Origin of the sequence: Pseudoalteromonas sp. NZS11 (assembly GCF_015864765.1) — a bacterium.
GTDB classification, from domain to species: Bacteria; Pseudomonadota; Gammaproteobacteria; order Enterobacterales; family Alteromonadaceae; genus Pseudoalteromonas; species Pseudoalteromonas arctica.
Genome location: NZ_JADYWP010000001.1, coordinates 653,121 through 665,420 on the forward strand (window position 1 = coordinate 653,121; position 12,300 = coordinate 665,420).

14 protein-coding genes are annotated in these 12,300 nt (G+C 40.3%); all 14 read left to right on the forward strand.

The annotated features are described in order from the left end of the window. The first annotated feature begins 85 nt into the window (after positions 1-85). The 14 genes from fliE to fliR all read left to right on the forward strand — a co-directional run bounded on the left by fliE (position 86) and on the right by fliR (position 12,292). Positions 86-418: a flagellar hook-basal body complex protein FliE gene (fliE, locus tag I6E82_RS02840; RefSeq protein WP_008168784.1), complete on the forward strand. Its 333-nt coding sequence runs from the start codon at positions 86-88 to the stop codon at positions 416-418. A gap of 20 nt (positions 419-438) precedes the next feature. Continuing rightward, on the forward strand, positions 439-2,154 hold the full coding sequence (gene fliF, locus I6E82_RS02845) for a flagellar basal-body MS-ring/collar protein FliF (RefSeq protein WP_007581880.1): 1,716 nt from the start codon (positions 439-441) through the stop codon (positions 2,152-2,154). Further along, positions 2,147-3,187: a flagellar motor switch protein FliG gene (gene fliG, locus I6E82_RS02850; RefSeq protein WP_007581881.1), complete on the forward strand. Its 1,041-nt coding sequence runs from the start codon at positions 2,147-2,149 to the stop codon at positions 3,185-3,187. Before fliF ends, fliG begins: the two co-directional genes overlap by 8 nt. A 3-nt stretch (positions 3,188-3,190) precedes the next feature. After that, on the forward strand, positions 3,191-3,997 hold the full coding sequence (gene fliH, locus I6E82_RS02855) for a flagellar assembly protein FliH (protein ID WP_024589950.1): 807 nt from the start codon (positions 3,191-3,193) through the stop codon (positions 3,995-3,997). An 18-nt stretch (positions 3,998-4,015) separates the two neighbouring features. Beyond that, positions 4,016-5,350, forward strand: coding sequence for a flagellar protein export ATPase FliI (gene fliI / locus I6E82_RS02860; RefSeq protein ID WP_024589949.1), 1,335 nt, complete (start codon positions 4,016-4,018; stop codon positions 5,348-5,350). After that, the gene (gene fliJ / locus I6E82_RS02865) at positions 5,350-5,796 is read left to right on the forward strand and encodes a flagellar export protein FliJ (protein ID WP_024589948.1); all 447 of its coding nucleotides are present in this window, start codon (positions 5,350-5,352) and stop codon (positions 5,794-5,796) included. Before fliI ends, fliJ begins: the two co-directional genes overlap by 1 nt. An 89-nt stretch (positions 5,797-5,885) precedes the next feature. Further along, complete coding sequence (locus tag I6E82_RS02870) at positions 5,886-7,967, forward strand: flagellar hook-length control protein FliK (RefSeq protein WP_197116676.1); 2,082 nt, start codon at positions 5,886-5,888, stop codon at positions 7,965-7,967. A 57-nt stretch (positions 7,968-8,024) separates the two neighbouring features. Next, on the forward strand, positions 8,025-8,555 hold the full coding sequence (gene fliL / locus I6E82_RS02875) for a flagellar basal body-associated protein FliL (protein ID WP_007585800.1): 531 nt from the start codon (positions 8,025-8,027) through the stop codon (positions 8,553-8,555). 9 nt (positions 8,556-8,564) lie between these two features. Beyond that, positions 8,565-9,656, forward strand: coding sequence for a flagellar motor switch protein FliM (fliM, locus tag I6E82_RS02880; RefSeq protein WP_007585802.1), 1,092 nt, complete (start codon positions 8,565-8,567; stop codon positions 9,654-9,656). A gap of 20 nt (positions 9,657-9,676) precedes the next feature. Continuing rightward, entirely contained in the window at positions 9,677-10,075 is a 399-nt protein-coding gene (gene fliN, locus I6E82_RS02885; protein ID WP_007585803.1) for a flagellar motor switch protein FliN, read from the forward strand. Continuing rightward, positions 10,072-10,455 (forward strand): flagellar biosynthetic protein FliO, encoded by a 384-nt coding sequence (gene fliO / locus I6E82_RS02890; protein WP_010553903.1) that lies wholly within the window; start codon positions 10,072-10,074, stop codon positions 10,453-10,455. Before fliN ends, fliO begins: the two co-directional genes overlap by 4 nt. A gap of 4 nt (positions 10,456-10,459) precedes the next feature. Beyond that, positions 10,460-11,200 carry a flagellar type III secretion system pore protein FliP gene (fliP, locus tag I6E82_RS02895; RefSeq protein WP_007585804.1) on the forward strand — a complete coding sequence of 247 codons (741 nt, stop codon included), beginning with the start codon at positions 10,460-10,462 and terminating at the stop codon, positions 11,198-11,200. 40 nt (positions 11,201-11,240) lie between these two features. Then, the gene (gene fliQ, locus I6E82_RS02900) at positions 11,241-11,510 is read left to right on the forward strand and encodes a flagellar biosynthesis protein FliQ (RefSeq protein ID WP_002959325.1); all 270 of its coding nucleotides are present in this window, start codon (positions 11,241-11,243) and stop codon (positions 11,508-11,510) included. 2 nt (positions 11,511-11,512) lie between these two features. Then, on the forward strand, positions 11,513-12,292 hold the full coding sequence (gene fliR / locus I6E82_RS02905; RefSeq protein ID WP_007585805.1) for a flagellar biosynthetic protein FliR: 780 nt from the start codon (positions 11,513-11,515) through the stop codon (positions 12,290-12,292). Positions 12,293-12,300: the final 8 nt, after the last annotated feature.

The window sequence follows — 12,300 nt, forward strand, 5'->3', positions numbered from 1 at the left end:
AACCTATTGTATTTTAATGATTAATTATTTGGCATGCTTTGTGCTTTATTACTTGTAAGAGTTTACTGCGTGTCAGAGATAAATTATGAAAATTCAAAACAGTGCTGTATTTCAAGAAATGCAATCAATGGCTTTAGAAGCCGGCCGTAATAATCAAATAAATAAATTGCCGACTCAAGTTCAGCCTACTTCTACTTCCCAGTTTGGCGACATGCTAAGTGATGCACTAAATACAGTGCACGGTTTACAGCAAGATGCAGGTCAAAAAGTAAAAGCGGTTGAAATGGGTGATCGAAGTGTATCGCTTGCTGAGGCGATGATTGCTTCTCAAAAATCGTCAGTTGCTTTTGAGGCTACAGTACAGGTTCGTAATAAACTTGTTGAAGCTTATAAAGAAATCATGAACATGCCTGTTTAATTAGGTAGTGGAGAATTATTGTGGCGCAATCTAACCAATCTACAGACCTAGCACTTGCTGGTGGCGGTATTGACCAAAGTGGTGGTGATGATCAACAAGAACAAAAGTCAGGCTACTTAAGTGCTTTAAATGGTGTTGATGTATTGCGCCAAGTAACATTGGTTATAGCATTGGCTATTTGTTTAGCTATCGCGATTTTCATTATTATTTGGGCTCGTCAGCCAGATATGCGCCCATTGGGCAAAATGCAAACTGAAGAGCTGATTCAAACCCTAGACTTTTTAGATGCGCAACAAATTGAATATCAACTAGATGGCAATGTTGTATCGGTTGATGAAAGCGAATACCAAAATATTAAATTGTTAATGACCCGCGAAGGGTTAGAGCAAGGGCCAGCGTCGGGCTCTGATATAATTATGCAAGATATGGGCTTTGGTGTAAGCCAACGCTTAGAGCGCGAACGCCTAAAACATGGTCGAGAACAGCAGTTAGCACGCACCATTGAAGAACTTAACAACATTACTCGCGCCAAAGTATTGTTAGCTATTCCTAAAGAAAACGTATTTGCCCGCAGAGAGAAAAAACCATCAGCTACCGTTGTATTAACACTTAAACGTGGGCGCTCACTTGACCGTGAAGAAGTAGATTCTGTTGTTGATATGATTGCCTCGGCAGTACAGGGTTTAGAGCCTATGCGAGTTACTGTTACCGATCAAAATGGTCGATTACTAAATTCAGGTTCGCAAAGCTCATTAGCAGCACGCTCTCGTAAAGAATACGACTTAGAGCGTAAGCGCGAACAAGAGTACCTTGAAAAAATAGACAGTATTTTAATACCGGTTGTAGGGCTTGCAAACTATACAGCCCAAGTTGATTTGAGCATGGACTTTAGCTCGATTGAGGAAACTCAAAAGCGTTATAACCCAGACCTACCAGCGGTTAGAAGCGAAACCACATTTGAAGAAAATAACATTGGCGGCCTAGCTGTTGGTATTCCAGGTGCGCTTACAAATCAGCCACCGTTAAATTCGAACATTCCTGAGGTTGCGGGGCAAGGTGGTGCAGGCACAGCTACGTCACCAACACGCAGCCACAAAGAAGCCACACGTAATTATGAACTCGATACTACAATTTCTCATAAGCGCCAGCAAAGTGGTGTAATACGTAGGATAAGCGTATCAGTTGCTGTTGACTACATTGCTAAAGTGGGAGAAAACGGTGAAACAACCATGACTCCACGCTCGGTAGAGGCATTGTCAAATATTCGTCGCTTACTACAAGGTGGTGTAGGTTTTGATATGCAACGTGGTGATGCACTTGAAGTCGTAACAGTGCCGTTTGTACGTGAAGAAACAAATTTAGCAATAGAAGTGCCACTGTGGGAACAAGACTGGTTTATGAAAATAGCCCGCCTTGTATTAGGCGCCTTAGTTATCATTGTATTGATAATGGCAGTAGTAAAACCAATGCTTAAACGCTTAATTTACCCAGACGATACACTAGAAGAATACGACGAAGATGCATTAAGTTCAGGCGTAGATATTGGCGACAACACGCTTGATATGCTAAATAAAGACTTTGATTCTGCTTCGGTTGGTTTCTCAAGTGATGGTACACTGCAGTTACCGGATTTACATGGCGACGAAGATTTACTCAAAGCAATTCGTGCCCTTGTAGCTAACGAACCAGAACTATCATCACAAGTAGTCAAAGCGTGGTTAACAGAAGATGACTGATCAAGAACAAAAACAACTCCCGCCAGCCTTTGATGTTGATAAGCTAGATGGGGTAGATAAAGCCGCTATATTACTTTTGAGTTTATCAGAAGAAGATGCCGCGCAAATCCTTAAACACTTAGAACCTAAACAGGTACAAAAAGTGGGTATGGCGATGGCTGGGTTACAGGACTTATCACAAGCTAAGATTAGCGCTGTACACAACTTGTTTATAGAACAAATTCAAAGCTTTAGTACCATTGGTTTTCAGTCAGAAGATTTTATTAAAAAAGCGCTTACTGCAGCACTTGGTGAAGACAAAGCCGCTAGCCTTATTGACCAAATTGTTATGGGCTCAGGCGCTAAAGGTTTGGATTCATTAAAATGGATGGACTCTAAGCAGGTAGCAAACATTATTCGTAATGAGCATCCACAAATTCAAACCATTGTATTATCGTACTTAGAGCCAGAGCAGTCTGCTGAGATTATTGCTCAGTTCCCTGAAAAAGTGCGCTTAGATTTAACCATGCGTATTGCAAACCTTGAAGAAGTTCAGCCGGCAGCACTGCAAGAGCTAAACGAAATCATGGAAAAACAATTTGCCGGCCAAGCAGGTGCACAAGCCGCTAAAATGGGTGGCTTAAAAGCCGCTGCAGATATTATGAACTACCTAGATACCAACGTAGAAGGGCAGTTAATGGACTCTATTCGTGAACATGACGAAGAGATGTCGCAGCAAATTCAAGACTTAATGTTTGTGTTTGAAAACTTAATGGATGTTGAAGACCGCGGTATTCAAGCAATCCTACGAGAAGTACAACAAGACGTATTAATGAAAGCAATTAAGGGCACCGACGATGCGCTTAAAGACAAAATACTGGGCAATATGTCTAAGCGTGCAGCCGAAATGCTTGCTGATGATTTAGAAGCTATGGCACCGGTACGTATAAGCGAAGTAGAAGCGGCGCAAAAAGAGATTTTATCAACAGCGCGTCGTTTATCTGACTCAGGTGAAATTCAGCTGGGCGGCGGCGGTGGCGAGGAGTTCCTGTAAACTATGAGCAAACTCAAAGGACGCACACTTCGGGCTGATGAAGCAGATGAATTATTAAAAAACTGGGCTATTCCAGATGTAGCACCAGATGAGAGCAGCTTTGGCAATCGCTCTACGGCTTACGGCACACCGCTTAGTGAGTTGTACAAAAAAGAATTAGCCGAAGAAATGCCTATTGATGAGCCACAAGAACCAGAACTCCCTGCGCTTACCATGGTTGAGCTTGAACGCATTAGACAAGACGCGTACGAAGAAGGCCTTAAACAAGGTCATGAGCAAGGCTACATAGACGGCTTTGAAAAAGGCGTTGGCGAAGGTAAAGAAGCAGGCTACAAAGAAGGCTTAGAGCAAGGTAAAACACAAGGCCTTGAAGATGTAAAACCATTAATTGAAGAGCAGTTAACAAGTTTAAAAGCCATTTTAGAGGGGCTAACTGCACCGCTAGATAAAGTGGACGAACAAGCCGAGAAGCAATTAGTACAACTTGCTAGCATGTTAGCGGAAGCTGTTATTTATCAAGAAGTAAAAACATCGCCAGATGTGATTTTACATACGTTAAAGCAAAGTATTGATTCACTTAATGCGGAGCAAGAAAAAGTACGAATCCATTTAAACCCCGAAGACTTAGAACTCATAAAAGAGAGCTACGGCGAACAAACCATTATTGATAATAACTGGCAATTAATGGCAGAACCCACTCTTGAACGCGGTGGCTGTGAAGTTAAAACAGCGCAATCGTCACTCGACATGACCCTTAAAACACGTGTCAAAGAAACGTTGGATAGTTTTTTGCATAATAGTGGTATCTAACTATTTTATTGGCGTGTTATGTCAACTCAACGTGCACCTTTAAGCGAACGCTTATCTCAATATCAACAACATATTAAAACTCCAGCGCCTGCTGTAGCAGGTATTTTAACGCGTGTTGTTGGCCTTACCCTTGAGGCTAGAGGTTTACGTGCACCCGTTGGTAGCCAATGTAAAATAGAAACTATGAACGGCTTTGTAGACGCCGAAATAGTCGGTTTTAACGATCAAACTTTGTACTTAATGCCTAACGACCACATCTCTGGTGTATTACCTGGTGCGCGTGTTATTCCTCAAGTAAATAATTTAGGTTTACCTGTAGGGATGAGTTTATTAGGCCGCGTGGTGGATGGTTTAGGGCGACCGCTAGATGGCTTAGGTAAAATTAATGCTGAGCATCATTTAAAGTTTGCGCAAAATACTATCAACCCGCTTTCAAGAAGACCAATCACTAAGCCTATGGATGTAGGTGTACGTGCTATTAACTCGGTTATCACAGTAGGGCAAGGCCAGCGTATGGGCTTATTTGCAGGCTCTGGTGTGGGTAAATCAGTACTTCTCGGTATGATGACCCGAGGTAGCGAAGCCGATGTCATTGTTGTTGGCTTAGTGGGGGAGCGTGGCCGCGAAGTAAAAGAATTTATTGAAGAAATACTCGGTGTAGAAGGGCGCAAACGTTCAGTTGTTGTCGCAGCGCCTGCTGATTCATCACCACTTATGCGTTTAAAAGGCTGTGAGAGCGCCGTAACTATTGCAGAGTATTTTAGAGATCAGGGTTTAAACGTATTATTGTTACTCGATTCGGTAACGCGTTATGCAATGGCACAACGTGAAATTGCACTTGCTGTTGGCGAGCCGCCCGCTACAAAGGGTTATCCGCCTTCGGTGTTTGCTAAATTACCTGCGCTGGTGGAGCGTGCTGGTAATGGCGGTGAAGGGCAAGGTTCAATTACTGGCTTTTTTACGGTGTTGAGTGAAGGCGATGATATGCAAGATCCTATTGCTGATGCAGCGCGAGCTATATTAGATGGCCACATTGTACTATCGCGTGATTTAGCTGACAGTGGGCACTATCCCGCTATAGATATTGAAAAGTCGATTTCGCGTGTTATGCCTCAAGTTGTTTCTGAGCCGCATATGCAACAAGCCCGAGTGCTTAAACAAGTGTATTCAATGTATCAACAAAACAAAGACATGATTACCTTAGGTGCTTATCAAAAAGGGACCGATCAAATGCTCGACCAAGCTATAAATATGATGCCAAGAGTGAATGCATTTTTACAACAAGGTATGCGAGATGTCATTAGTTACGATGATGGTCTGCAAGGTCTTGCTCAGTTACTAGGACAAGCATAATGGCTAAAAACAAACTCGATTTATTGCTCAAAATTGAAAATGATAAAGAAGAAAATTTGCGCATGAGTTACTTACAAGCTAATCAAAACTTGCAATCGAATCAACAAAAGCTACAAGGTTTAAACAATTTTAGACTTGAATACTCTCAGCAGTTACACCTAAAAGGTAAGTCGGGTTTATCTAGTGCGGGGTTTGGTCAGTACCATGCTTTTATAGCTAAAATTGAAGAGGCAATTCGCCAACAAGCAAGTACCGTAAATACAGCTAAGCAAGTTGTTACTCAACGTAAAACTCTATGGCTTAAGCAGCAAATTAAAGCTAAAGCAGTTGCCAAACTAATCGAAAATCAAAAACTTAAAGCAAATGCGTTAATGGCTAAAAATGAGCAAAAAATGTTAGATGAATTCTCAGCTAATCAGTTTTTTCAACGTCGTAAAGCTTTGTAATTCAGGCACGTTAATTGCTTTGTTACTTAGTGGGATTCAACTTTTGGCGGTATGCGGTGGCATATTGCCGTAATGGTATTAGGTGATTTATGGCGATGAATAACATTTCGTTTTTAGTTTCTTCTGAAAAAGATTCACTGTTAGCTTTTAAAGACAATAGCTTAGCTAATGGCGGAGAAAATTTAGGCGATGAATTTTTAAGTCAGCTAAACGAAGCGCATAACTCTATGGAGCCTTTGCTTAAAGGCAATAAAAATCCCGATGCCGAAAACTCTATTGCCATACCTAAGCATAAACAGCCAGAAGAAAATGAAAATCTGAGCGTAAAGCTAGATGAAGTAATAACTGACGAAGTTACTTTTGTGTCTGTTGAGATGCTTGATCAAATTAATTCAGCACAAGCAATGAGCACTTCGGTCAATAAGCCGTTCGATGCAACTAACAGTTTAGAATCAGAAAATGCAGAGCTAGAAGCTACACAAGCAGAGAATACCGAAATAGAAAACACAGAAATAGAGAATTCAGAATTACAAAGCACACCAATAATTGCATCCACTAATACAAGTGATGAAGTATCGGCTAAAGAAGCGAATACAGCCAGTGTAGTGCAAAATCCAATTGCCACTAATGTAGGCTCTAAAACGGCTAAATTAACTGATGCAAAAAGCGATAACTTTAGCTCACCATCTTTGAATTCATTACCATTAAATGAAGGCAAGCATCGTAAAAGTGGTGTTGCTGAAGCTATTGAAGGGCCATTAAATTCTATAAATAAAAAGCCCGATGACAGCATTGGCCCTATATTAGAAAAACCTGAAGTTGCATCAATGAGTTTTAAAGAGCAGCTAGGACAAAATAAGTCTGCTGATGAAAATAATATAGTTTTGCCAACACTCACCGACAAAGCGGGCGTTACTCAGTCTTCTTTAGTCGCAACTGAAGCAGATAATAATGCAGCAATAGATACGTTAATGACTAAAGATGCGAGCTTAATTAAAGCTAATGATGTTATTGCTAGTTTAACGCCTGAGCAGCGCTCACAACTTAACGCGCAAGTTAAAGTATTAGAAAATACTGATTCAACAAGTAACGCAACTAGTAGCACTTCAAATCTTAAGCAAATGCTTGCGCAATTTATTACTGATAACGAAAAAACGCAGAGCACGAGCACAAAACAATCTTTTAGCGCAGAAATCAATTCACTTAATACAACTGAAAAACAAAGCTTATTAACGCAATTAAACGCTTATATTAAAACAGAGCAGCCTAAAGGCGAGCAATTGGCAGTGCTTAAGCAAACAGTTAATGAATTAAAAGCTTCAATTGAAATAGGACTTGCCGATACCGCTAAGACAGACTCAAAAACGTTTGTAGCGTCAGAGACTCCTAATACAGTATATAATCCACAAAAGTTAAGCTTAAAGACATCAACAAACGAAGAGGCTGATTTAAATAAAGCCGTAACAACCTCAACTAAGCGTGATGATTTATTAAAATCACTTGAAGAATTACAAAAAGATGGCCTTAAAAAAATAACTGCAGAACAAACACCTGCACGCGTAGCACAAATATTTACGCAAATTACAGCTGCTTTAAATACTCAGCAAGTGAGCACATTAAGCCAATACGACTCATTAAGTTATGAGCAGAGCTTACTTGATACCCAAATAATACAAACTCAACAATTACAAAGTACATCGCAAGTTAAGCAAGTAAGTATTGATCCTGGTGTAATGCAGGCAATTAATATTGTTAAAAGTGATGCAGCTAAATTACTGCAAGAGCGCGTTAGTTCAATGTTGAGCATTAATAACAAAGAAGCAGAAATTCGCCTAGATCCTCCTGAAATGGGCAGTATGCAAATACGTATTCGTAGCGATGCAGAACAAGCACATATAAACTTTGTAGTACAAAACCAGCAAGCCAAAGAAGCACTTGAACAATCAATGCCGCGCTTACGTGAAATGTTAGCGCAACAAGGGTTAGAGCTTGGTGAAAGTACTATTTCTTATGGGCAATCAGGTGGTGAAACTGCCGAGCAAAGTGAGAGTGGACCCCAAGGTAATATGGCTAATAATAAGTCAGTTAATGATGAAAACGACGAGCAAGCAAATAACACTGCACAAAGTTCTCGACAACAAACTTCATCATCAATAGATTACTATGCCTAAGTGCTGCTATTATAATAACTAAAACAAGCAAGTACCTTTGCGATTAAAGGAATCATGATGGCTGAAGAAACAAGTTTAGAAATTGAAGAAACCGGTAAAAGCAAAAAGAAACTAATAATAATCATAGTAGCTGTACTACTTATTGTAGGCGGTGCTGCAGGTTACTTTTTTATGTCGGGTTCGGATGCGCCAGTTGAAACCTTAGATGAAGAGACTGCGATGTCAGCAGATGCACCTTCTGCTGCAGTTGGTGATTCAGCTGAAATAGGCAGTGCTTTATATGTGTCAATGCCACGCCCATTTGTATTTAACGTTCCCGGCTCAAGTCGCGACAGAATTGTGCAAATTAAAGTACAGTTACTAGTACGTGGCGAAGTAAATGAAGAAACAGCCAAAAAACACATTCCACTAATAGAAGGGACGCTGCTAAGCGTGTTTTCTACTACAACTGCTGATGAGTTAAGTACGAGCTCAGGTAAAGAAACACTTCGTTTTTCTGCACTTGAAAAGGTACAAAAAGCCTTAATGGATGTTGAAGGCAGCAAAGTAATTGAGCGGGTATTGTTTACCGGCTTTGTGATGCAATAAGGGGTTAGCGTGAGCGATTTATTATCCCAAGACGAAATTGATGCGCTATTACATGGCGTTGATGACGTTGAAGAGGAAGATATACACGAAGGTGAAGATGGCGGGGGAAGTACGCTTCAGTACGATTTTTCTTCGCAAGATCGGATCGTGCGTGGTCGTATGCCGACGCTGGAAATTGTTAATGAACGCTTTGCTCGTCATATGCGAATTAGCCTATTTAACATGATGCGCCGCACCGCAGAGGTGTCTATTAACGGCGTGCAAATGATTAAGTTTGGCGAGTATATTCATACTTTATTTGTTCCAACCAGCTTAAATATGGTGCGTTTTAGACCTTTAAAAGGCACTGGCCTGATTACCATGGAAGCACGACTTGTGTTTATTTTGGTAGATAACTTTTTTGGTGGTGACGGGCGTTATCATGCAAAAATAGAAGGCCGAGAATTTACGCCAACAGAGCGCCGAATTGTACAAATGCTCCTTAAAATAATCTTTGAAGATTATAAAGAAGCTTGGGCACCGGTTATGGATGTATCGTTTGAATATCTCGATTCTGAAGTAAACCCAGCTATGGCTAATATTGTAAGCCCAACTGAGGTTGTGGTTATTAGTTCTTTTCATATTGAGCTCGATGGTGGCGGTGGTGATTTTCATATTGCACTTCCGTATTCAATGCTTGAGCCAATTCGAGAGCTGTTAGATGCGGGTGTTCAGTCTGATACTGAAGATACTGATTTACGTTGGAGCAAAGCGCTTCGCGATGAAATAATGGATGTAGAGGTTGAAATATCAACTCAGTTACTTGAAGTTGATTTAACCTTAAAACAAATTATGGAACTCAAAGCCGGTGATATTATTCCGGTTGAAATGCCTGAGCATATAACCGTATTTGTTGAAGAACTACCTACATTTAGAGCCAAAATGGGTCGCTCTCGCGATAATGTTGCACTTCAAATTAGTGAAAAAATTAAACGACCTGATTCAGTTAAATCTGAGCTGCATGTATTTACCAAAGGCGGCAAGAAAATTGACTCAGATGCAGAATTAGCAGAACTAGAAGATGATTTACACCTCTCTGACGGTGTAGACTTAGACTGGTAATTGATTAAAAGGTTAAAAGTATGAGCGATGATCAAGACACAATGGATGAATGGGCAGCAGCATTAGCAGAAGCCGAAGCTCCAGATGATAGTAGCGAAGCACATGTTGCAGAGCTTGATGAGTTAAGTGATTCAAAACACGAAATGAGTGGCGATGAAAAACGAAAACTCGACACTATTTTAGATATCCCCGTTACTATTTCAATGGAAGTAGGACGCTCTAAAATTAATATTCGTAACTTATTGCAACTTAACCAAGGCTCTGTTGTTGAGCTTGACCGTGTTGCGGGCGAGCCGCTAGACGTGCTAGTTAATGGCACTTTGATAGCCCATGGTGAAGTAGTTGTAGTAAACGATAAGTTTGGTATTCGCTTAACTGACGTGATAAGCCAAGTAGAGCGGATCAAAAAACTACGATGAGCTTATTAATTGCTTTAACGAGTTCCGTTTTTTCAAAAGCAGATGTGGCAACACCAACTGGAGATATACTCTCTATGGTGCTGTCGCTTGTAATGGTGCTAGTACTAATCATTGTGCTGGCATTTTTTGTTAAAAAGCTTAATCCAAATTTAGCAAACAGCGATGAATTTAAAGTAGTCAGAAGTCTACCTTTGGGTTCTCGCGAGCGTTTAATGGTTGTTGAGATAGATAATGCTCAGCATTTACTTGGTGTAACTCCCCACAGTATTAATTACTTACACAAGTTAGAAACCCCATTAAGTGAAAAAGAACTACCTGAACTCGCTAAACGATTTGGTAAACTTTTAAACCCGCAATCAAACCAAAATAAAAAGAATTAAACCTATGACAAAGTGGCTGCTTATTATTTTTGCCATGGTGTTTGTACCAAGTGTAAGCGCAGAAGGAATTGATGCGCTTACTATTACAACAAACGCTGATGGCACACAGGATTACTCAGTAACGTTACAAGTTTTAGCAATTATGACGGCGCTGAGTTTTATACCGGCTGCCATAATTATGATGACCTCCTTTACACGAATAATTGTTGTACTCGCCATTTTGCGCCAAGCAATTGGTTTGCAGCAAACACCGTCAAATCAAGTGTTATTAGGTATGTCGCTTTTTCTAAGTATTTTTATAATGTCGCCTATTTATCAGCAGGTAAACGAGCGAGCTATAGAGCCTTACTTAAATGAGCAGGTTACTTCAGTACAAGCTTTAGAGCTGGCTAAAGAGCCAATGAAAGCCTTTATGCTTTCACAAGTGCGTTTAAAAGATTTAGAAACGTTTGCTAAAATTGCCGGTTATGATCAGCTAGATTCGCCACAAGATACACCGTTAATAGTGCTTATACCTGCCTTTGTAACCAGCGAATTGCAAACCGCATTTATAATAGGGTTTATGTTTTTTATCCCATTTTTAATTGTTGATTTAGTGGTCGCCTCGGTATTAATGGCGATGGGTATGATGATGCTTTCACCCATGATTGTGTCCTTACCGTTTAAAATTATGTTATTTGTACTTGTAGACGGCTGGAGCTTAGTGATGGGGACTCTAGCCAAAAGTTTTGGTTTAGGGACTTAGTATGCAAAGCATTAACATGACCCAACAATAGGAGTACAACATGGAACCGGAAATTTTTGTTGATATCCTAAGTGACGCTCTTTTTTTAGTTATTAAGCTGGTGTCTGCAATTGTAGTCCCAGGCTTAATTATTGGTTTAGTGGTTGCTGTGTTTCAGGCCGCAACGTCTATCAATGAACAAACATTGAGCTTTTTACCTCGTTTATTAATTACCATTAGTGCGCTTATTGTGGGTGGGCATTGGCTTACTCAAGAGCTAATGGACTTTTTTACTCGCCTAGTATTACTTATTCCTGAAATTGCAGGTTAAACGTGGAATACCCCTTTGCTGTCGTTATTCAATGGTTGAGCGATTTTTTGTTGCCGCTGGTACGCATTAGCTCAATGATTATGATTATGGCTGGTTTGGGGGCTAAAAATGTTCCTACACGTATAAAAATGGGTTTATCGGTTGTTGTAACTTTTGTTGTAGTTCCTGTTCTGCCCCCAGCTACATTCACTAATTTATTTTCGTTTGAGATGATTTTAGTCGTTATTCAACAAATGCTGATTGGTGTTGCTATTGGTTTTGCATCTATACTTTTATTAAATACTTTTGTGTTAGCAGGGCAAATACTCGCGATGCAAACCGGTTTAGGTTTTGCTTCGGTTATTGACCCTTCTAATGGTGCGAGTGTGCCTGCTGTGGGCCAGTTTTTTCTTATTTTGGCCACCCTATTATTTTTTGCTTTTAACGGTCATTTAATGATGATTCAAATGGTGGTGCATAGTTTTCAAGTGCTACCCATTGATGGCACATGGTGGTCTGTAGATCATTACTGGGACATAGTGACTTGGGGCGGCTGGATGTTTACTACAGCACTTGTACTCTCACTTGCACCGCTTACCGCGATGCTCGTTATTAATATGTCGTTTGGTATTATGACGCGTGCAGCACCGCAATTAAATATTTTCTCTATTGGTTTTCCGTTTACCTTGGTAGCGGGACTTATTATTATTTGGGCGACACTAGGTAACTTTGTTACTCAGTTTGAGTTTCAATGGTTAAAAATGGTTGAGCTAATGTGTACTTTAGTTGGTTGCTCACCTTAGGAGAAAGT

Coding starts and splice junctions, on each gene's coding strand:
- fliN (WP_007585803.1), top strand. CDS start 9,677: ATGAGCGATGATCAAGACACAATGGATGAATGGGCAGCAGCATTAGCA.
- fliJ (WP_024589948.1), top strand. CDS start 5,350: ATGGCTAAAAACAAACTCGATTTATTGCTCAAAATTGAAAATGATAAA.
- fliQ (WP_002959325.1), top strand. CDS start 11,241: ATGGAACCGGAAATTTTTGTTGATATCCTAAGTGACGCTCTTTTTTTA.
- I6E82_RS02870 (WP_197116676.1), top strand. CDS start 5,886: ATGGCGATGAATAACATTTCGTTTTTAGTTTCTTCTGAAAAAGATTCA.
- fliG (WP_007581881.1), top strand. CDS start 2,147: ATGACTGATCAAGAACAAAAACAACTCCCGCCAGCCTTTGATGTTGAT.
- fliH (WP_024589950.1), top strand. CDS start 3,191: ATGAGCAAACTCAAAGGACGCACACTTCGGGCTGATGAAGCAGATGAA.
- fliI (WP_024589949.1), top strand. CDS start 4,016: ATGTCAACTCAACGTGCACCTTTAAGCGAACGCTTATCTCAATATCAA.
- fliO (WP_010553903.1), top strand. CDS start 10,072: ATGAGCTTATTAATTGCTTTAACGAGTTCCGTTTTTTCAAAAGCAGAT.
- fliL (WP_007585800.1), top strand. CDS start 8,025: ATGGCTGAAGAAACAAGTTTAGAAATTGAAGAAACCGGTAAAAGCAAA.
- fliE (WP_008168784.1), top strand. CDS start 86: ATGAAAATTCAAAACAGTGCTGTATTTCAAGAAATGCAATCAATGGCT.
- fliP (WP_007585804.1), top strand. CDS start 10,460: ATGACAAAGTGGCTGCTTATTATTTTTGCCATGGTGTTTGTACCAAGT.